Origin of the sequence: Brachybacterium sp. EE-P12 (genome assembly GCF_003711805.1) — a bacterium.
In the GTDB taxonomy this organism is placed as follows: domain Bacteria; phylum Actinomycetota; class Actinomycetes; order Actinomycetales; family Dermabacteraceae; genus Brachybacterium.
In genome coordinates, this window is the sequence record NZ_QXCP01000004.1 from 717529 (window position 1) to 736469 (window position 18941).

Sequence of the window (18941 nt, forward strand, 5' to 3'; positions counted from 1 at the left end):
GAGGGTGCACACTGGGAGGGATACCGCACAACGATGGTGCGGATCACGATCACGAGTCACCCAGGAGACCCCATGGCCATCTCGCGCCGATCCATGATGCTGGGCACCGCCGCCGGCGGCGCCGCAGCCCTGACCCTCGCCGCATGCGGCAGCGACGACGGCGGTGCCGGCAGCGGCAGCGATGCCGGCGGCGGCTCCGGAGAGCCGATCTACGCGAACACCACCGAGCCCGAGAACCCTCTGCTGCCCGCCAACACCGGCGAGGTCGGCGGCGGCCGCATCATGACGATGATCTTCGCGGGCCTGGTCTACTACAAGGCCGACGGCAGCATCGAGAACGACGTCGCGGAGTCGATCGAGTCCGAGGACAACCAGAACTGGACCATCAAGATCCGGGAGGGGCTGACCTACTCCGACGGCTCCACCCCGATCGTCGCGCAGGACTTCGTCGACTCCTGGAACTACGGCGCCAACGCCGCCAACGCCCAGATCGGCCAGTACTTCTTCGAGCCCTTCGAGGGCTACGAGGAGCTCTCCGCCGAGGACGTCGCCCCCGATGCGACCCTCTCCGGCCTCGAGGTCGTCGACGAGACCACCTTCACCGCGCGCCTGGTCTCCCCGCAGTCGGACTTCCCGACGCGCCTGGGCTACACCGCGTACATGCCGATGCCGCCCAGCGCCTTCGACGACATGGAGGCCTACGGCGAGGCCCCGCTCGCCAACGGTCCGTACAAGCTCGAGACCTGGACCCACGACCAGGAGCTCGTGCTGGTCCCCAACGAGTCCTACGACGGCCCCCGCACCCCGCAGAACTCCGGGATCACCTTCACGGTCTACCAGGATCCCGAGACGATGTACCTGGACCTGCAGTCCGACAACGTCGACGTGGTCGACCAGCTGCCGGGCTCGGCGCTGGCCACCTTCGAGGACGACCTCGGCGACCGGGCCGTCAACGCGCCCGGCGCGGTGTTCCAGTCGATCACCCTGCCCGGCTACGACCCGAACTTCGAGGGGGAGGCCGGCGACATCCGCCGCAAGGCGCTCTCGCGCGCGATCGACCGTCAGTCGATCTGCGACAGCCTCTTCTTCGGCACCCGCACCCCGGCGACCGACTTCGTCTCCCCGGTGATCCCCGGCGGCGGCGCGACCGACATCCCCGGCGCCGAGGTGCTCGAGTTCGACGAGGCCGAGGCGAAGAAGCTGTGGGAGGAGGCCGAGGCGATCAAGCCCTTCGAGGGCCCGCTGACCCTCGCCTACAACGCCGACGGTCCGCACGCGGACTGGGTCGAGGCGGTCTGCAACTCGCTGACCAACGTGCTCGGCATCGAGGCGAAGCCCACCCCGTTCCCGGCCTTCGGCGAGATGCGCGAGCAGATCCGCGCCCGCGACCTGCTGGGCACCTGGCGCTCGGGCTGGCAGGCCGACTACCCCTCGGCCTACAACTTCCTCGGCCCGCTCTACGGCTCCTCCGCCGCCGACGGCAACGGCTCCAACGACGGCGACTACAAGAACCCCGAGTTCGACCAGCTGCTCTCCGACGGCCTCGCCGCCGAGACCGAGGAGGACGCGATCGCCCTGTGGAAGGAGGCGGAGGCGCTGCTCATGCGTGACCTGCCCGTCCTGCCGCTGTGGTACCAGAACACGATCGGCGGCTACTCGACGCTCGTCTCCGACGTGGAGTACGGCTGGGACACCGTGCCGCTGTACCACCAGATCACCAAGTGATCGGCTGACCCTCCCGTGACAGCGGGAACCGGCTCCGTCCGGTTCCCGCTGCTGCATGCCCGGTCCTCGGCCGGGTCGTCCCTCGGGCCCCACGGCCCCCGCACCATCGAAAGGGAACGACGTGCTCTGGTACATCGGGCGGCGACTGCTGCAGATGATCCCCGTCTTCCTCGGCGCCACCCTGATCGTCTACCTGATGGCGTTCTACACCTCGGGTGACCCGATCCTCGCCCTCGCCGGCGACAAGCCCATCTCCCCGGCGGTCGAGCAGCAGCTGCGCGAGCAGTACAACCTCGACCAGCCCGTGCTCGTGCAGTGGCTGCTCTACCTCAAGAGCGTGCTGACCTTCGACCTCGGCGTCGGATTCAACGGACGCCCGATCTGGGACCAGATCGCCGCCGCCTTCCCGACCACCTTCCGCCTCGCGATCATCGCCGTCATCGTCGAGACCATCTTCGGTGTGATCGCCGGTGTGATCGCCGGCCTGCGCAAGGGCCAGCTCATCGACACCACGCTGCTGATGCTCTCCCTGCTGCTGATCGCGACACCCACCTTCGTGCTCGGCTTCCTCGCGCAGTTCGTCTTCGGGCTGCAGCTGGGGATCGCCCCGATCAACGTGGGCCGCGACCCGTCCTGGCAGAACCTGCTGCTGCCCGGCTTCGTGCTCGGCGGCGTCTCCTTCGCCTACGTGCTGCGCCTGACCCGCACCTCGATCGCGGAGACCGCGGGCGCCGACCACGTGCGCACCGCGACCGCGAAGGGGCTCTCGCGCGGCGGCGTGGTCACCCGGCACATCCTGCGCAACTCCCTGATCCCCGTGGTCACCTTCATCGGCGCGGACCTCGGCGCCCTGATGGGCGGAGCGATCGTCACCGAGCGCGTGTTCAACGTCCCGGGCATCGGCACGCTGCTGTTCTCCTCGATCGTCTCGGGGGAGGCCCCGATGATCGTGTCCCTGGTGACGCTGCTGGTGATCATCTTCCTGCTGTCCAACCTCGTCGTGGACCTGCTCTACGGCGTGCTCGACCCGAGGATCCGCTATGCCAAGTGATGCTCAGAACACCCGCCGCCCCCGCACGGAGCACTGGGTCGCACCGCTCGCGGAGACCCCGCTGCAGGAGGTCGACGCGGCCGACACCACCGGCACGCCCCGCTCGCTGTGGGCCGAGGCCGGGCACAGCCTGATCCGCAACCCCGTGTTCGTGATCTCGGCGCTGCTGATCCTGTTCGTGCTCTTCGTCGCCGCGTTCCCGCAGGTGTTCAGCGGGCAGGACCCGCGCTACGGGGACCTGTCGCTGGCGAACCAGAAGCCCGGCGCCGAGCATCCCTTCGGCACCTCGCGCCAGGGCTACGACATCCTCGCCCGCACCGTCTGGGGCGCCCGCACCTCGGTGGTCATCGGCTTCTTCGCGATGCTCGGCTCGACGCTCATCGGCGGGACGATCGGCGCGCTCGCCGGGTACCTCGGCGGCTGGTTCGACGAGGTCGTCTCCCGCATCACCGACATCTTCTTCGCGGTCCCGCTGATCCTCGGAGCGATCGTGGTCGCGACGCGGCTGGGGGAGATGAACCTCTGGACGGTGGTCGCGGTGCTGAGCGTCTTCGGATGGACGAACATCGCCCGCATCATGCGCGGCGCCGTGATCTCCACCAAGAGCCAGGACTACGTCACCTCCTCGGTGGCGCTGGGCGCCTCGAGCCCCGCAGTGCTGCTGAAGCACGTCATCCCCAACGCGATCGCGCCCGTCATCGTCACCGCGACGGTGAACCTCGGCGTGTTCATCGTCGCGGAGGCGACGCTGTCCTTCCTCGGCGTGGGACTGCCCACCTCCGCGGTCTCCTGGGGCGGGGACATCTCCGACGCCCGCGACGCGCTGCGCACCCAGCCGTCGATGCTGTTCTACCCGTCCGTGGCGCTCGCGATCACGGTGCTGAGCTTCATCATGCTCGGCGACGCGGTGCGCGACGCCCTGGACCCGAAGGCGAGGAAGCGATGACCACGACCTCCGCGAGCCCCACCCCCTCCGGCGCCTCCGCCGGCTCCGCGCAGCCGCTGCTAGAGATCAAGGACCTCGAGATCACGTTCACCACCTCGAGCGGCCCGGTCAAGGGCGTGCGCAGCGCGAACCTCGAGGTGCACCCCGGGGAGACCGTCGCGATCGTGGGCGAGTCCGGCTCGGGCAAGTCCACGACCGCCATGGCGATCGCGCACCTGCTGGCCAAGAACGGTGCGATCACCGGCGGGCAGATCCTCTTCGAGGGCCGCGACATCACGCACGTCTCCGAGAAGGAGATCAGGGTGCTGCGCGGCGACCAGGTGGGTCTGGTGCCGCAGGACCCGATGAGCAACCTCAACCCCATGTGGAAGGTCGGCTCCCAGATCCGCGAGACCCTCGCCGCCAACGGCGTCGCCACCGGCGCCGAGGCGAGGAAGCGCACCGTCCAGCTGCTCGAGGAGGCGGGGCTCTCCGATGCGGAGCGCCGCGCCGAGCAGTACCCGCACGAGTTCTCCGGCGGCATGAAGCAGCGCGCCCTGATCGCGATGGGCCTCGCCGCACGGCCGAAGCTGCTGGTCGCCGACGAGCCCACCAGCGCCCTGGACGTCACCGTCCAGCAGCAGATCCTCGACCACCTCGACCACCTCACCGGCGAGCTCGGCGTGGCGGTCCTGCTGATCACCCACGACCTCGGGCTCGCCGCCGAGCGCGCCCAGCACCTCGTGGTGATGTACAAGGGCCAGGTCGTCGAGTCCGGCCCCGCGCTGCAGCTGCTGCAGGACCCGCAGCACCCCTACACCAAGCGGCTCATCGCGGCGGCCCCGTCGCTGGCCTCGCGCCGCCTGGTGTCCGCCGCCGAGCGGGCGGAGATCCGGGAGCAGGCGCAGGAGTCGGCCGCCTCCTCCACCGCGGACCAGGGCGACCGGGACGCGGTGATCGAGGTCCAGAACCTCACCAAGTCCTTCCCGATCCGCGGGAAGGTGCCGTGGCGCTCCACCCCGTTCCTCGCCGTCGACGACGTCTCCTTCTCGATCCGGCGCGGCACCACCACCGCGATCGTGGGGGAGTCCGGTTCGGGCAAGTCCACCGTCGCCCAGATGGTGCTGAAGCTCCTCGCGCCCACCTCGGGCCGGGTCCTCTTCGAGGGGAAGGACGTCGCCGCGCTGCACGGGCGGGAGCTGAAGACGCTGCGCCGCAGGGTCCAGCCGATCTTCCAGAACCCCTACGGGACGCTGGACCCGATGTACTCGATCTACCGCACGATCGAGGAGCCGATGCGCATCCACGGCATCGGGGACCCGAGGAGCCGCGAGGCACGGGTACGGGACCTGCTGGACAAGGTCGCGCTGCCCGCGGCGATGATGCGCCGCTACCCGAACGAGCTCTCGGGAGGCCAGCGACAGCGCGTCGCCATCGCCCGCGCGCTGGCCCTCGACCCCGAGGTCGTGATCTGCGACGAGGCCGTCTCGGCGCTGGACGTGCTGGTCCAGGCCCAGGTGCTCGAGCTGCTCAACGACCTCCAGGCCGAGCTGGGGCTCTCCTACCTGTTCATCACCCACGACCTCGCCGTGGTGCGGCAGATCGCGGATGCCACGCTGGTGATGGAGAAGGGCAAGGTCGTCGAGCAGGGCACCACCGACGAGGTGTTCCACTCCCCGCAGCAGGACTACACCAAGCGCCTGCTCGCCGCGATCCCCGGCGGGTCCATCCCGCTCGCCGGCGCCGAGACGATCGACGTCGAGGCCCCCGTGGGACTGGCCGACGAGACCGGCGGGGAGGGCGAGGGCGGACCGGACGACATCATCGACCCCTTCGCCCAGGCCGGGCACGTCTGAGCGGAGCCGGCACAGGCTCCGCCCCCACGAGCCCCGACGGCGCACGCCGTCGGGGCTCGGCGCGTCGAAGCTCTCACCCGCCCGCCGGTCGACAGTCGGTCCGGACCGGTAGACTCGGCGCGGCCCTGGAGCGGGTCGCACCCGTCGTGCGACCGGGCGCTGCTCGGTCCTCGCCCCGTCGCGCTATCTGAATCGAGCACCTGCGTATGACCATCCAGCACCGCACCGACCTGCGAAACGTCGCCATCGTCGCCCACGTGGACCACGGCAAGACCACCCTGGTCGACGCCATGCTCACCCAGGGCGGCGCCTTCGGGGAGCGCGACAAGCACGACGAGCGGGCGATGGACTCCGGCGAGCTCGAGCGGGAGAAGGGCATCACCATCCTCGCCAAGAACACGGCGATCCGGTACACCGGTCCGTCGGCCGCGGCGATCGGCGAGCCCGACGGCATCACCATCAACGTCATCGACACCCCCGGCCACGCCGACTTCGGCGGCGAGGTCGAGCGCGGGCTGTCCATGGTCGACGGCGTGGTGCTGCTGGTGGACTCCTCCGAGGGCCCGCTCCCGCAGACCCGCTTCGTGCTGCGCAAGGCGCTCGCCGCGAAGCTGCCCGTCATCCTCGTGGTCAACAAGGTCGACCGCCCGGACGCCCGCATCGAGGAGGTCGTCGGCGAGGCGACCGACCTGCTGCTGGGCCTGGCCTCCGACCTGGCCGAGGAGATCGACGACATCGACCTCGACGCGGTCCTCGACGTGCCGGTCGTCTACGCCTCCGGCAAGGCCGGCCGCGCCTCGACCACCCAGCCCGCCGACGGCACCCTCCCCGAGGAGGAGGACGTCGAGGCGCTGTTCGCGACCATCCTCGAGCAGATCCCGGCGCCGAGCTACGACGACGAGATGCCGCTGCAGGCCCACGTCACCAACCTCGACGCCTCCCCGTTCCTGGGCCGCCTCGCGCTGCTGCGCATCAAGAACGGCGAGCTGAGCAAGGGCCAGCAGGTCGCCTGGTGCACCCAGGACGGCACCGTCAAGAACGTCAAGATCACCGAGCTGCTGGAGACCAAGGGCCTGGCCCGCGAGCCGATGACCCGTGCCGCCCGCCCCGGCGACATCGTCGCCGTCGCCGGCATCCCAGAGATCATGATCGGCGAGACCCTCGCCGACGTGAACGACCCGCGCCCCCTGCCGTTGATCTCGATCGACGACCCCGCGATCTCGATGACCATCGGCATCAACACCTCCCCGCTGGCGGGCAAGAACGGCAAGGGCCACAAGCTCACCGCCCGCCAGGTCAAGGACCGCCTGGACTCCGAGCTCGTCGGCAACGTCTCCCTGAAGGTGCTGCCCACCGAGCGCCCCGACGCGTGGGAGGTGCAGGGCCGCGGCGAGCTCGCCCTGTCGATCCTCGTCGAGCAGATGCGCCGCGAGGGCTTCGAGCTCACCGTCGGCAAGCCCAAGGTGCTCACCCGCACCGTCGACGGGACGGTCCACGAGCCCGTCGAGCGGATGACCATCGACGTGCCCGATGAGTACCTCGGCACCGTCACCCAGCTCATGGCCTCCCGCAAGGGCCGCATGGAGACCATGGCCAACCACGGCTCCGGCTGGGTGCGCATGGAGTTCGTCGTCCCCGCCCGCGGCCTGATCGGCTTCCGCACCCGCTTCATGACCGAGACCCGCGGCAACGGCATCGCCTCCTCCTACGCCGACGGCCACGAGCCGTGGATGGGCGAGATCGAGTTCCGCTCCACCGGCTCGCTGGTCGCGGACCGGCCGGGGGTCGTCACGCCCTACGCGATGATCAACCTGCAGGAGCGCGGCTCCTTCTTCGTCGAGCCGACCTCGGAGGTGTACACCGGCCAGATCGTGGGGGAGAACTCCCGGGGCGAGGACATGGACGTGAACATCACCAAGGAGAAGAAGCTGACGAACATGCGCGCCGCGTCGTCGGACTCCTTCGAGAACCTGGTGCCGCCGCGCAGGCTCACCCTCGAGGAGTCCCTCGAGTTCACCGGCGAGGACGAGTGCGTCGAGGTCACCCCTGAGATCGTCCGCATCCGCAAGGTGATCCTGGACCCGACCGAGCGTCGCCGCGCCCAGTCCAGGGCGAAGTCCGGGAAGTGAGCCGGTGATCAGCACGCAGCAGAGCCCGACGGGGGCGCCGACCACCACGCTCGGCGCTCGCCTCGGCCAGGCGGCGATGGCGGTCGTGCTCACGATCGTCTCGGTGCCGCTGCTGCTGACCACCCACCGTGTCGAGCTCGCCGTGCTCGGCGCGGACCTGCCGGCCGGGCTGCTCTTCGGCGCCGCGTTCCAGGTCGTCGTGAGCCTGTTCCTGTGGGCGGCCACGGGGACGCGGTTCCCGGTGCTGGTGCTCGGTGCGCTGTGGGGACTCGCCGCCGCGCCGTTCCTCGGCCAGGGAGCGGGCGGCGGGGTGCTGCTGCCCGCCGAGCTCGCGGGGCAGGTGCAGCTCTCCGGCTGGATCGTGCAGGGGATCGGGATCGGGGTCCCCTTCCTCGTCGTGCTCGCGATGACCCTGGTGGGTCGCGGGCGCCGCCTGGCAGGCTGAGGCCATGACCGCCGCCGACCGCCCCGACTGGGCGACGATCCCGAACCTGGTCACCCTGGTCCGCTTCGCGCTGCTGCTGCCGGTGTGCCTGCGTCTGGCCGACGGTCCGGACACCCCGGGCGTGGTGCTGCTGCTGGTGTGGGCCTCGACCGACTGGATCGACGGCCTGCTCGCGCGGGCGCTGGACCAGGCCAGCCGCACCGGGGCGATCATCGACCCGATCGCGGACCGGCTGGGCCTGGCCGCGATCGTGCTGACCCTCGCCATCGCGGACCTGCTGCCCTGGGCGGCGCTCGCCCTGATCGTCCTCGTCGACGTGGCGATGACGGCACTCGCCACCGGGGCGGCGCTCGGCGGCCGCATCTCCGTCTCCTGGCTCGGGAAGGTCCGCACGTTCGTGCTGATGACCGCGGTGTTCCTGCTGGTCGCTGCCGCAGCCTGGACGCCGTCGCTGGTGCCTGCCGCGCAGGCGCTGGTGTGGATCGGCGCCGGCCTGCACACGGTCTCGGGCCTGGACTACATCGTCAGGGCGCGGCGGGCCCCTGACGCCGCACCGGCGGAGGCGGGACCTCCTTCGCGGCGATGACCAGTGCGCGCGGCACCCGCACCTCGCCGCGCCGGGTCATCACCTCCAGGACCGACTCGTCGGCCCGCGTGATCGTGCCGAGCGCATCGGTCATCGACTCCCCGTGCGGGGAGCGTTCGCGGTCGATCGCGTAGCGCAGCACCACGCGGCGCCCCTCGGTGAGGAAGGGCGCCCAGCCGGCGCGCACCCGGTGGCCGTCGTGCATCGTCATCGAGGCAGGCTATCCCCGTCCGCGCGGCCGGGAGGCCCCGGCCGCCGAGGGGCGGCTGTGCAACCTGTCACCTCCCGCCCCGGCACTGCTCGCAGAGGCTCCCGGGCCGCGCCGGGGTGAGATGATGGAGGACGCCCTGACGGAAGGAAACCGCCCCCGATGACCTACGTGATCGCTCTGCCGTGCGTCGACGTGAAGGATCGCGCCTGCGTCGACGAGTGCCCCGTGGACTGCATCTACGAGGGCAACCGGATGCTGTACATCCAGCCGGACGAGTGCGTGGACTGCGGCGCGTGCGAGCCGGTCTGCCCGGTCGAGGCGATCTTCTACGAGGACGACACGCCGGACGAGTGGGCGGACTACTACAAGGCCAACGTCGAGTTCTTCGACGAGCTCGGAGCCCCCGGCGGAGCGGCGAAGATGGGCGTGATCGACAAGGACCACCCCCTCGTCGAGGCCCTGCCCCCGCAGACCAACCCCCTGGACTGATCATGACGCCGACGCACTCCGCCGCCCGCCCGACCGCGCGCGAGGGTCTCGCCGCACGCCTGCCCGCCTTCCCCTGGGACGCGCTCGGACCCGCCCGCGAACAGGCCGCCGCGCATCCTGACGGCATCGCGGACCTCTCCGTCGGCACCCCCGTCGACCCCACGCCACCTCTCGTGCAGGAGGCGCTCGCCGCGGCGGCCGACAGCCCCGGCTATCCCACGACGATCGGCACCCCCGCCATGCGCGAGGCGCTCGTGGACTTCGTGCGCCGCCATCGAGGCGCTCCCGCGGAGCTGGGCGTCGACGCGGTGCTGCCCACCGTCGGCTCGAAGGAGCTCGTCGCCCACCTGCCCTTCCAGCTGGGCCTCGGCCTCGGCGACGTGATCGCCTTCCCCCACATCGCCTATCCCACCTACGACATGGGGGCCCGCTTCGTCGGCGCGGCCCCGCTCCCGCTGGACATGGCGCGTCTGGCCGCCGAGGGCGATGCCGCGCTGCCTGCGGGCACGGACCTGACACGGATCCGCCTGCTGTGGCTGAACTCGCCCTCGAACCCCACCGGCGAGGTGCTCGACGTCGCCCAGCTCGCGGCGCTCCTGGCCTGGGCGCGCGAGCGCGGGATCCTCGTCGCCTCCGACGAGTGCTACGCCCTGCTGCCCTGGACCGTGGACGAGGTGCCCTCGATCCTCGACCCGCGCGTGAACGACGGCTCCCTCGACGGGCTCCTGTGCGTCTACTCCCTGTCCAAGCAGTCCAACCTCGCCGGCTATCGCGCGGCCTTCGTCGCGGGCGATCCCGCCCTCGTCGGCGAGCTGGTCGCAGTGCGCAAGCAGGCGGGGATGATGCTGCCCGGGCCCGTCCAGGCCGCAATGGCCGCGGCGCTCGGGGACGACGCCGGACCCGCCGCGCAGCGCGAGATCTACCGTGCGCGCCGCGAGCTGCTGGCCCCCGCGCTGCGCGCCGCCGGCGGGGAGATCCACGGCTCCGAAGCCGGCCTCTACCTCTGGACGACCTTCGGCGAGGACGCGATGACGAGCGTCGACCGCCTCGCGGACCTCGGTGTGCTGGTCGCACCGGGGATGTTCTATGGTGAGGGTGGTGCACGGTTCGTGCGCGTCGCCCTCACCGCGACCGACGAACGGATCGCCGCCGCCGCTCGGCGCCTCGAGCGCCCCTGACACCCGGCCCCGCGCCGGACAGATCCGACCACGCACAACGGAGAGCCCATGGATCACGCCACGACGTCTGCTCGCCTCGCCCTGGGGGAGAAGTCCCTCGACCTTCCCGTCGTCCCTGCCGTGGAGGGTAACTCCGGCATCGCGATCGGGCCGCTGCGCAAGGAGACCGGCCAGGTCACCTACGACCCCGGCTTCATGAACACCGCGAACGCGAAGTCCTCGATCACCTACATCGACGGCGACGAGGGCATCCTGCGCTATCGCGGCTACCCGATCGAGCAGCTCGCGGAGAGGTCCAGCTACCTCGAGGTCGCCTACCTCCTGATCAACGGCGAGCTGCCCACGAAGGGCCAGCTCGACAACTTCGTCTCCCAGGTCGAGCGGCGCACCCTGCTGGACGAGCGCTTCAAGCACCTCTTCGACGGCTACCCGCGCGACGCCCACCCGATGGCGGTGCTGCAGGCCGGGGTCTCGGGTCTGTCGACCTTCTACCAGGACTCCCTGGACCCCTTCGACGAGGAGCAGGTGCGGATCTCCGCCGTCCGCCTGCTCGCGAAGATGCCGACCATGGCCGCCTACGCGCACCGCATCGCGCAGGGCCATGCGCTGCTCTATCCCGACAACCGCCTCTCCCTCATCGAGAACTTCCTGCGCCTGACCTTCGGCTTCCCCGTCGAGGAGTTCATCGCGGACCCGGTGATCGTGCGCGCGATGGAGCAGCTGCTGATCCTCCACGCCGATCACGAGCAGAACTGCTCCACCTCCGCGGTGCGTCTGGTCGGCTCCGCGCAGGCGAACCTGTTCACCTCGATCTCCGCCGGCATCGGCGCGCTCTCCGGCCCCGCCCACGGCGGGGCGAACGCCGCCGTGATGGACATGCTCGACGAGATCCAGGCGCGCGACATCGACCCGCGCGACTTCATGGAGAAGGTGAAGAACAAGGAGGACGGGATCCGCCTGATGGGCTTCGGCCACCGGGTGTACAAGAACTACGATCCCCGGGCCCGCATCGTCAAGAAGATCGCCGACGACGTCCTCGAGCGCCTCGGCGTGCAGGACGAGCGGCTCGAGCTCGCGATGAAGCTCGAGGAGATCGCGCTGAAGGACGACTACTTCGTCGAGCGCAAGCTCTACCCCAACGTCGACTTCTACACCGGCATCATCTACAAGGCCATCGGCTTCCCCACCGAGATGTTCACGGTCCTGTTCGCGATCGGCCGCCTGCCGGGCTGGATCGCCCAGTGGCAGGAGATGGTCCACGACCCGGAGACGAAGATCGGCCGCCCGCGCCAGATCTACACCGGCGAGGCCGAGCGCCCCTACACCGAGATGCACGAGCGCACCGGCACCAGCGAGCTGCGCCTGGCCGAGCTCAAGGCCGAGATGGACAGGCGAGCCTGAGACCCTCCCGGGACGGCCGCCGGCCTCCCGCCCAGGACCCGTGAGGGCCCGTGCGATCGCGGATCGCACGGGCCCTCCGCCGTCCCCGGCGGGGGGGTCGCCGGAGGGGGACCTTCTTCCCCGGCCGGGGCACGACGGCGCACCTAGCCTGAGGTCATCCGACAAGGGCACCGCGCCGCGGGCCCGTCCCGTCCAGGAGGAGCGTCCATGAGCACCGCCACCACCGACCGCCCCGGCACCGAGAGGACGGGAGGCGACGCCTGGGCCGGCTTCGCCCCCGGACCGTGGCAGGACGCCATCGACGTGCGCGACTTCATCCTGCGCAACTACACCCCCTACGAGGGCGACGCTTCCTTCCTCGCCGGGCCCACCGCGAAGACGCTGCGGGTGTGGGACCGCCTCGAGCGCGACTACCTCTCCGAGGAGCGGCGCCGGCGCGTCTACGACGTCGACACCACCATCCCCGCCGACATCGACGCCTTCGGCGCCGGGTACATCAGCGAGGACGACGACGTGATCGTGGGACTCCAGACCGACGTCCCGCTCAAGCGCGCCATGATGCCGAGCGGCGGCTGGCGGATGGTCGAGACCGCGATCAAGGAGGCCGGCAAGGAGCCGGACCCGCGGATCAAGGAGATCTTCACCCGCTACCGCAAGACCCACAACGACGGCGTCTTCGACATCTACACCCCGCGCATCCGCGCCGCCCGCTCGAGCCACATCATCACCGGCCTGCCCGACGCCTACGGCCGCGGCCGGATCATCGGCGACTACCGCCGGCTCGCCCTGTACGGCGCGGACTTCCTGATCGCCGAGAAGAAGGCCGCGAAGGACGCGGTGGCCGACCAGGGCTTCAGCGAGCACTGGGCCCGATACCGCGAGGAGCACGCCGAGCAGATCAGGGCGCTCGGCAAGCTGGTCACCCTGGGCGAGATCTACGGCCTGGACCTGCGCCGCCCCGCTGCGACCGCGCAGGAGGCCGTGCAGTGGACCTACATGGCCTATCTCGCCTCGGTCAAGAGCCAGGACGGCGCCGCCATGTCCATCGGCCGCCTCTCCGCCTTCCTCGACGTGTACATCGAGCGGGACCTCGCCGCCGGCACCCTCACCGAGTCGGAGGCGCAGGAGATCATCGACGCGCTCGTGATCAAGCTGCGGATCGTCCGCTTCCTGCGCACGATCGACTACGACCAGATCTTCTCCGGCGACCCCTACTGGGCCACCTGGTCCGATGCCGGCTTCGCCGAGGACGGCCGCCCCCTGGTCACCAAGACCTCCTTCCGCCTGCTGCAGACGCTGCGGAACCTCGGCCCCGCCCCGGAGCCGAACATCACCGTGTTCTGGGACCCGTCGCTGCCCGCGGGCTACAAGGAGTTCTGCTCCGCGATCTCGATCGAGACCTCCTCGATCCAGTACGAGTCCGACTCGCAGATCCGGGACCGCTGGGGCGACGACGCCGCGATCGCCTGCTGCGTCTCCCCGATGCGGGTGGGCAAGCAGATGCAGTTCTTCGGCGCCCGCGTCAACGCCGGCAAGGCGCTGCTGTACGCGATCAACGGCGGCCGCGACGAGGTGACGGGCAAGCAGGTCACCGAGGAGGGGCTGCACACCCCGATCACGGGCGACGGCCCGCTCGACTTCGACGAGGTCTGGCAGCGCTACGAGGAGATGCTCGACTGGGTGGTGGGCACCTACGTCGAGGCGCTGAACATCATCCACTACAGCCACGACCGCTACGCCTACGAGTCGATCGAGATGGCGCTGCACGACAGCGAGATCGTGCGCACCATGGGCTGCGGCATCGCGGGCCTGTCGATCGTCGCGGACTCCCTCTCGGCGATCCGCTACGCGAAGGTCACTCCGGTGCGGGACGAGACGGGCCTGGTCGTGGACTACCTGACCGAGGGCGACTTCCCCCGCTACGGCAACGACGACGACCGCGCCGACGACATCGCCGCCACGATCGTCCACACCGTGATGCAGAAGATCGCGGCGATCCCGATGTACCGCGAGGCGATCCCCACCCAGTCGGTGCTGACGATCACCTCGAACGTGGTCTACGGCAAGGCGACCGGCTCCTTCCCCTCGGGGCACCGGGCCGGCACCCCCTTCTCCCCGGGCGCGAACCCGGAGAACGGCGCCGACACCCACGGGATGGTCGCCTCGATGCTGTCGGTCGGCAAGCTCGACTACCACGACGCGCTCGACGGCATCTCGCTGACCAACACCATCACCCCGCAGGGGCTCGGCCGCACCAAGGACGAGCAGGTCACGAACCTGGTCGGCATCCTGGACGCCGGCTTCCTGAGGGACGAGGACTGACCGCGCGAGCTTCGCGCCGGCCGCGCCGCCGAGCCGCCCGCAGACCACCCCGCAGAGCACTTCCAGGAGGAGAACGAGATGACCACCCCCACCTTCGAGCAGCGACTGGCCTCGATGAAGGCCGGCCGCTCCGCACGCAACATGGAGTCCGGGCTGTTCCACGCGAACATCAACGTGCTGAACAAGGACACGCTGATCGACGCGATGGAGAACCCGGAGGACTACCCGAACCTCACCGTCCGCGTCTCCGGCTACGCGGTGAACTTCGTGAAGCTCACCCGCGAGCAGCAGCTCGACGTGCTGGACCGCACCTTCCACCAGGGCGCCTGAGCCCCGGCGGGCACGGGGGAGGGCGAGGAGCACGATGAGCACGAGCATCGACCTGCTGGGCCGGCCCGCCGAGGACCGGCGGACCGGCGCCGGGATCGACGGGATGGCCGCGGCGGAGCTCGACCGCTCCGATCGCCTCACGGCGCTGCGGGAGGGCCGGCTCGCCTCGATCCACTCCTGGGAGCTGGTCACCGCGGTCGACGGCCCCGGCACGCGCCTGACCATCTTCTTCGCCGGCTGCCCGCTGCGCTGTGTGTACTGCCACAACCCCGACACGATGGAGATGCGGCGCGGCCAGGATGTCGAGCTCGAGGAGATCGAGCGTCTGCTGCGCCGCTACCGCCGCGTGTTCCGGGCCACCGGCGGCGGGATCACCCTCTCCGGCGGGGAGGTGCTCATGCAGCCCGCCTTCGCGCGCAACGTGCTGCGCGCCGCGAAGGAGCTCGGGATCCACACCGCGATCGACACCTCCGGCTATCTCGGCGCCGTCGCGCGCGAGGAGTTCCTGGCCGACGTCGACCTCGTGCTGCTGGACGTGAAGTCCGGGGACGAGGAGACCTACCGGGCGCTCACCGGGAGGGACCTGCAGCCCACGATCGACTTCGGCGATCGGCTGGCCCGCACCGGCACCGCGATCTGGGTGCGCTTCGTGGTGGTGCCGGAGTGGACCGACGCGGCCCGGAACGTCGAGCTGGTCGCCGACATCGTCGAGCGGTGGCGGGACGTCGTCGAGCGGGTCGAGGTGCTGCCCTTCCACAACATGGGGCAGGACAAGTGGGACGCGCTCGGGATGGAGTACCGGCTCCGCGACGCGCAGCCGCCGTCGGCCGAGACGGTCGAGCGGGTCCGCGCCCAGTTCCGCGCTCGCGGCCTCACCGTGCACTGAGTCGTGCGTCGAAGCGGCACTGAACATCCCGGGGAACGCCTGCTCAGCGCCCGCTGACCAGCACCACCACGCGCTCGGCGTCGCCGCCCTCGACGCTGCCCCAGGCCCCGGCGTCCTCGCCGTGGGCGGTGCGGTCCCAGACCCGTCCGCGATAGCTGACCTGCACCACGCCGTCCTCCGCCGCGCGGGCCACGGCCCAGTTCGCGAGCGCCCAGCCGAGCGTCTCGTCCCCGCCCGGATCCACCATGAGCGCGGTCGCGCCGGCGCCCTCGGGCCGCTGCGGCGCGACGGAGGAGGCCGAGCCGAGGGACGCGGTGAACCGTTCGGAGGCGGCCGCGCGGGGGAACTGCCGCTCGAGCTCGGCCCGCACCTGCTCGGGGGAGGTGGTCGCCCCGACGGCGCCGAGAGTGCACAGCAGGTTCGCGCCGGAGTGGCCGGTCAGCGCCGAGGCGTACAGCCGCCCCTCGGTCTCGTGGTCCCGATACGCCTCGGGGTGCCCGGAGCGCTGGACCCGCTGGGCGATGTCGTTGATGTCGGCGCTCTCGTAGTCTCGGACGGTCTCGAGCACGTCGTAGAAGGCGTTGGTGGAGTAGATCGGATCCATGATCTCCTCCTCGGTGCCCCAGCCCTGCGAGGGCCGCTGCTGGAACAGGCCCAGCGAATCGCGGTCCCCGTAGTCGATGTTGCGCAGCTGCGATTCCTGGTAGGCGGTCGCGAGCGCGATCGACGCCGCCCGGGGCGGCAGGCCCCGGTCCACGGCGGTCGCGCTGATCAGCGCCGCGTTCGAGACCCGGTCGCTGGTGTAGCGGTGGCTGGTGCCCAGGCCCGAGGCGACACAGGTGCCCTCATGGGCGGGGGAGCCGTAGCGCTGCAGGGCGACATAGCTGCCGCCGGCGATCCCGCCGAACAGCAGCACCATCACGAGCGGGACCGCGACATATCGGCCCACGCCGCGGCGCGACGTGCGTCGCGCCCGGGAGCTCACTGCCATCACCCGCGGTCCCGGCCCGTCAGTTGCTGTGCAGGGCGGCGTTGAGCTCGACGGTCCGGCCCTCGCGGGCCACCGCCTGCACGGCACCGCTGAGCGAATGGCGCCGGAACAGCAGGTTCGGCACCCCGGAGAGCTCGCGCGCCGCGATGATGCGGGGGGAGCGGTCCGCTCCCGCCGCGTCGACGAGCTCGACCTTCGTCCCGGCGGTGACGTAGAGGCCCGCCTCGACCACGCAGTCGTCGCCGAGCGCGATCCCGACACCGGCCTCGGCGCCCACGAGGGAGCGCCGGCCGATGCTGACCCGCTCCGTCCCGCCGCCGGAGAGCGTGCCCATGGTCGAGGCCCCGCCGCCCACGTCGGAGCCGTCGCCGACGACGACCCCCTGGGAGATGCGGCCCTCGATCATGGAGGAGCCGAGGGTGCCCGCGTTGAAGTTGACGAAGCCCTCGTGCATGACGGTCGTGCCCTCGGCGAGGTGTGCGCCGAGCCGGACCCGGTCCGCGTCGCCGATGCGCACCCCGGCGGGCAGGACGTAGTCGACCATGCGCGGGAACTTGTCGATGCTGAGCACGGTCGGGGTGCGACCCGCGGCGATCAGCCGCAGGCGGGTCTCCTCGAAGCCGGCCACGGCGCAGGGCCCCTCGGTGGTCCACACCACGTTGGTCAACGTCCCGAAGAGCCCCTCGAGGTTCTGGGCGTTGGGGGCGACGAGGCGATGCGAGAGCAGGTGCAGGCGCAGGTAGGCGTCCGCGGCGTCGGCCGGCGCGGCGTCGAGGTCGATCGCGCGGACCGCGACCTCCTGGGTGGTGCCGCGCACCTCGTCGGCGCGTGCCGCGGCGCTCAGCTGCGCATGCAGGGGATGGCTCGAGACGTCGCCGGGCATCTCGCCGAGCTGGGGCGAGGGGTACCATGCATCCAGGACGGAGCCGTCCGCGCCGAGGGTCGTGAGCGCGATGCCCCAGGCCGAGCGGGTGGGGGACACAGGGGGCGCAGAGTTCATGCAGCGAGTCTACGAATCCGGTCGTCGTCGCGACATGCTCGTCCGGCCCAGCGCGGCGAAGAGCACACCGCCCGACCCCGGTGCCGAGTCCCCCGCGGTCCGCGGATGAGGCGCCGCGAGGGCGCGGCGCCCGTCCCGGGTGGGGCGCCCCTGCACCGCAACAGCGAGTACCTGCGATGGCTGCTCGGGGACCTGCTGCTGGACATCGGCGCCGGCATCGGCGCCTTCGCCTTCCCGCTGATCACGTTCATGGTCACCGGCTCGATGGGCACGACAGGCCTGGTCGCCCTCGTGCAGGGCCTCGGCGCGGTGGTCGGGATGATCCCCGGCGGACTGCTCGCCGACCGCGTCGAACGCCGCCGACTGCGCCTGCTGGCGGGGCTGACCGGGGCGGCGGTGCAGCTGGCCCTCGTGGTGGTGCTGCTGGGCGGCTGGGCCGGGGCGGTGCTGCTGGCCGTGCTCGCCTTCCTGGACCGGCTGCGGGAGACGGCGCTGGGCAGCGCGTCCAACGCGATGCTCAAGCAGATCGTGCCCACGCGGCAGCTGCCCCGCGCCGTCTCGGTGAACCAGGGCCGGGAGGCGGCGGTGGAGATGGCCTCCGGCCCCGTCGGCGGGGCGCTGCTGGGGATCTCGCTGGTGTTCCCGCCGCTCGCGCACCTGCTGGGCAACCTCGGCTCCGTCCTCGCCACGCTCAGCATGCGCGGGAGATACCTGCCCCGGACCGAGGGATCCGCGCCGACGCGCCTCGTCGACGACCTGCGCGAGGCGGTCGCCTGGATCCGCACCCAGCCGATCCGCCTGCAGATGCTCTCGGTCTCCTGCGCGGTGAACCTCGGCGCGAACGGGCTGCTGTTCACCGTGATGCTGGATCTCGCCGACCAGGGCGTGCCGGCCACCCGCATCGGCCTGCTGAACACGGCGCTGGCCGCCTCGATCCTCCTCGGCGCCTTCCTCGCCCCGCGGCTCGTGGACACGGTGCCGACGGGGGTGCTCGCGATCGCTCCCGTGGGGCTCATGGCCCTGGTCGGGGTGCTGCTGCCGCTCGCGCCCTCGATGGTGTGGATCGGCGTCGGCTATGCCCTCCTCGGCATCGGCCTGCCCGCGATCAACGCCTCCGGGCAGGGGTTCTTCACCCACATCACGCCGGTGGCGATGCAGGGCCGGGTCAGCGCCCTGATGCGGATGGTGTCCCTGGGGGTGATGACCCTGGCCCCGGCGCTCGCCGGCTGGGGCCTCGACCTCGCCGGCGCCACGCCGACGCTGCTGCTCTTCGCGGGGGTGCTCGCCCTGGGCACGGTCGTGGGGGTGCTCAGCCGGGACCTGCGTCGCCTGCCCGTCTCCTCCCGCTGGGAGGCTCACGCGCTCGCCGAAGGGCTCTCCGTGCCGGAGTGAGAGCTCGCCGACGGCCGACCCGGA

Annotated in this window: 17 protein-coding genes; 14 read left to right on the forward strand and 3 right to left on the reverse strand. The window is 71.2% G+C overall.

The window, feature by feature from the left end; genetic code table 11:
* The first annotated feature begins 72 nt into the window (after positions 1 to 72).
* The 7 genes from D1648_RS06370 (at position 73) to D1648_RS06400 (ending at position 8717) form a co-directional block, all read left to right on the forward strand.
* Positions 73 to 1725: an ABC transporter substrate-binding protein gene (locus D1648_RS06370; RefSeq protein ID WP_122939937.1), complete on the forward strand. Its 1653-nt coding sequence runs from the start codon at positions 73 to 75 to the stop codon at positions 1723 to 1725.
* Positions 1726 to 1846: 121 nt separating this feature from the next.
* Positions 1847 to 2776: an ABC transporter permease gene (locus D1648_RS06375; protein WP_122939938.1), complete on the forward strand. Its 930-nt coding sequence runs from the start codon at positions 1847 to 1849 to the stop codon at positions 2774 to 2776.
* Positions 2766 to 3722 (forward strand): ABC transporter permease, encoded by a 957-nt coding sequence (locus D1648_RS06380; RefSeq protein WP_122939939.1) that lies wholly within the window; start codon positions 2766 to 2768, stop codon positions 3720 to 3722. The genes D1648_RS06375 and D1648_RS06380 overlap by 11 nt, the downstream gene beginning before the upstream one ends.
* The gene (locus D1648_RS06385) at positions 3719 to 5557 is read left to right on the forward strand and encodes an ABC transporter ATP-binding protein (protein WP_122939940.1); all 1839 of its coding nucleotides are present in this window, start codon (positions 3719 to 3721) and stop codon (positions 5555 to 5557) included. The genes D1648_RS06380 and D1648_RS06385 overlap by 4 nt, the downstream gene beginning before the upstream one ends.
* A gap of 206 nt (positions 5558 to 5763) precedes the next feature.
* On the forward strand, positions 5764 to 7686 hold the full coding sequence (typA, locus tag D1648_RS06390) for a translational GTPase TypA (RefSeq protein ID WP_122939941.1): 1923 nt from the start codon (positions 5764 to 5766) through the stop codon (positions 7684 to 7686).
* Positions 7687 to 7690: 4 nt separating this feature from the next.
* Positions 7691 to 8131, forward strand: a complete 441-nt coding sequence (locus tag D1648_RS06395; protein ID WP_122939942.1) for a hypothetical protein — start codon at positions 7691 to 7693, stop codon at positions 8129 to 8131.
* A gap of 4 nt (positions 8132 to 8135) precedes the next feature.
* Positions 8136 to 8717: a CDP-alcohol phosphatidyltransferase family protein gene (locus D1648_RS06400; RefSeq protein WP_122939943.1), complete on the forward strand. Its 582-nt coding sequence runs from the start codon at positions 8136 to 8138 to the stop codon at positions 8715 to 8717.
* Here the strand turns inward: D1648_RS06400 and D1648_RS06405 are convergent.
* Positions 8656 to 8928: an acetyltransferase gene (locus tag D1648_RS06405; RefSeq protein WP_122939944.1), complete on the reverse strand. Its 273-nt coding sequence runs from the start codon at positions 8926 to 8928 to the stop codon at positions 8656 to 8658. The genes D1648_RS06400 and D1648_RS06405 overlap by 62 nt on opposite strands.
* Positions 8929 to 9087: 159 nt before the next feature.
* Between D1648_RS06405 and fdxA the strand changes: the two genes are divergently transcribed.
* The 6 genes from fdxA (at position 9088) to pflA (ending at position 15534) form a co-directional block, all read left to right on the forward strand.
* The gene (gene fdxA / locus D1648_RS06410) at positions 9088 to 9417 is read left to right on the forward strand and encodes a ferredoxin (RefSeq protein ID WP_122939945.1); all 330 of its coding nucleotides are present in this window, start codon (positions 9088 to 9090) and stop codon (positions 9415 to 9417) included.
* A 2-nt stretch (positions 9418 to 9419) separates the two neighbouring features.
* Positions 9420 to 10595, forward strand: coding sequence for a succinyldiaminopimelate transaminase (gene dapC / locus D1648_RS06415; protein ID WP_164518599.1), 1176 nt, complete (start codon positions 9420 to 9422; stop codon positions 10593 to 10595).
* A 48-nt stretch (positions 10596 to 10643) separates the two neighbouring features.
* Entirely contained in the window at positions 10644 to 11996 is a 1353-nt protein-coding gene (locus D1648_RS06420) for a citrate synthase (RefSeq protein ID WP_122939946.1), read from the forward strand.
* A 207-nt stretch (positions 11997 to 12203) separates the two neighbouring features.
* A complete protein-coding gene (locus D1648_RS06425) occupies positions 12204 to 14318 on the forward strand; it encodes a pyruvate formate lyase family protein (RefSeq protein ID WP_122939947.1) in 2115 nt (704 codons plus the stop codon).
* A 78-nt stretch (positions 14319 to 14396) separates the two neighbouring features.
* Positions 14397 to 14648, forward strand: coding sequence for an autonomous glycyl radical cofactor GrcA2 (gene grcA2 / locus D1648_RS06430; RefSeq protein ID WP_122939948.1), 252 nt, complete (start codon positions 14397 to 14399; stop codon positions 14646 to 14648).
* A gap of 34 nt (positions 14649 to 14682) precedes the next feature.
* Positions 14683 to 15534: a pyruvate formate-lyase-activating protein gene (gene pflA / locus D1648_RS06435; protein ID WP_122939949.1), complete on the forward strand. Its 852-nt coding sequence runs from the start codon at positions 14683 to 14685 to the stop codon at positions 15532 to 15534.
* 43 nt (positions 15535 to 15577) lie between these two features.
* Here pflA and D1648_RS06440 read toward each other — a convergent pair whose 3' ends face one another.
* Both D1648_RS06440 and dapD read right to left on the reverse strand, forming a co-directional pair.
* Complete coding sequence (locus D1648_RS06440; protein ID WP_122939950.1) at positions 15578 to 16525, reverse strand: hypothetical protein; 948 nt, start codon at positions 16523 to 16525, stop codon at positions 15578 to 15580.
* A 19-nt stretch (positions 16526 to 16544) separates the two neighbouring features.
* Positions 16545 to 17525 (reverse strand): 2,3,4,5-tetrahydropyridine-2,6-dicarboxylate N-succinyltransferase, encoded by a 981-nt coding sequence (gene dapD, locus D1648_RS06445; RefSeq protein ID WP_122939951.1) that lies wholly within the window; start codon positions 17523 to 17525, stop codon positions 16545 to 16547.
* Between the two features lie 105 nt (positions 17526 to 17630).
* Here dapD and D1648_RS06450 point away from each other — a divergent pair, with 105 nt between their 5' ends.
* Positions 17631 to 18917 carry an MFS transporter gene (locus D1648_RS06450; protein WP_122939952.1) on the forward strand — a complete coding sequence of 429 codons (1287 nt, stop codon included), beginning with the start codon at positions 17631 to 17633 and terminating at the stop codon, positions 18915 to 18917.
* The last annotated feature ends 24 nt before the right edge of the window (positions 18918 to 18941 follow it).

Bases quoted from the DNA above. Each gene is read 5' to 3' on its own strand.
- D1648_RS06405 (WP_122939944.1), bottom strand. From the start codon at position 8,928: ATGACGATGCACGACGGCCACCGGGTGCGCGCCGGCTGGGCGCCCTTC.
- fdxA (WP_122939945.1), top strand. From the start codon at position 9,088: ATGACCTACGTGATCGCTCTGCCGTGCGTCGACGTGAAGGATCGCGCC.
- pflA (WP_122939949.1), top strand. From the start codon at position 14,683: ATGAGCACGAGCATCGACCTGCTGGGCCGGCCCGCCGAGGACCGGCGG.
- D1648_RS06425 (WP_122939947.1), top strand. From the start codon at position 12,204: ATGAGCACCGCCACCACCGACCGCCCCGGCACCGAGAGGACGGGAGGC.
- D1648_RS06370 (WP_122939937.1), top strand. From the start codon at position 73: ATGGCCATCTCGCGCCGATCCATGATGCTGGGCACCGCCGCCGGCGGC.
- dapD (WP_122939951.1), bottom strand. From the start codon at position 17,525: ATGAACTCTGCGCCCCCTGTGTCCCCCACCCGCTCGGCCTGGGGCATC.
- grcA2 (WP_122939948.1), top strand. From the start codon at position 14,397: ATGACCACCCCCACCTTCGAGCAGCGACTGGCCTCGATGAAGGCCGGC.
- D1648_RS06400 (WP_122939943.1), top strand. From the start codon at position 8,136: ATGACCGCCGCCGACCGCCCCGACTGGGCGACGATCCCGAACCTGGTC.
- D1648_RS06420 (WP_122939946.1), top strand. From the start codon at position 10,644: ATGGATCACGCCACGACGTCTGCTCGCCTCGCCCTGGGGGAGAAGTCC.
- D1648_RS06385 (WP_122939940.1), top strand. From the start codon at position 3,719: ATGACCACGACCTCCGCGAGCCCCACCCCCTCCGGCGCCTCCGCCGGC.
- typA (WP_122939941.1), top strand. From the start codon at position 5,764: ATGACCATCCAGCACCGCACCGACCTGCGAAACGTCGCCATCGTCGCC.
- D1648_RS06440 (WP_122939950.1), bottom strand. From the start codon at position 16,525: ATGGCAGTGAGCTCCCGGGCGCGACGCACGTCGCGCCGCGGCGTGGGC.
- D1648_RS06380 (WP_122939939.1), top strand. From the start codon at position 2,766: ATGCCAAGTGATGCTCAGAACACCCGCCGCCCCCGCACGGAGCACTGG.
- dapC (WP_164518599.1), top strand. From the start codon at position 9,420: ATGACGCCGACGCACTCCGCCGCCCGCCCGACCGCGCGCGAGGGTCTC.
- D1648_RS06450 (WP_122939952.1), top strand. From the start codon at position 17,631: ATGAGGCGCCGCGAGGGCGCGGCGCCCGTCCCGGGTGGGGCGCCCCTG.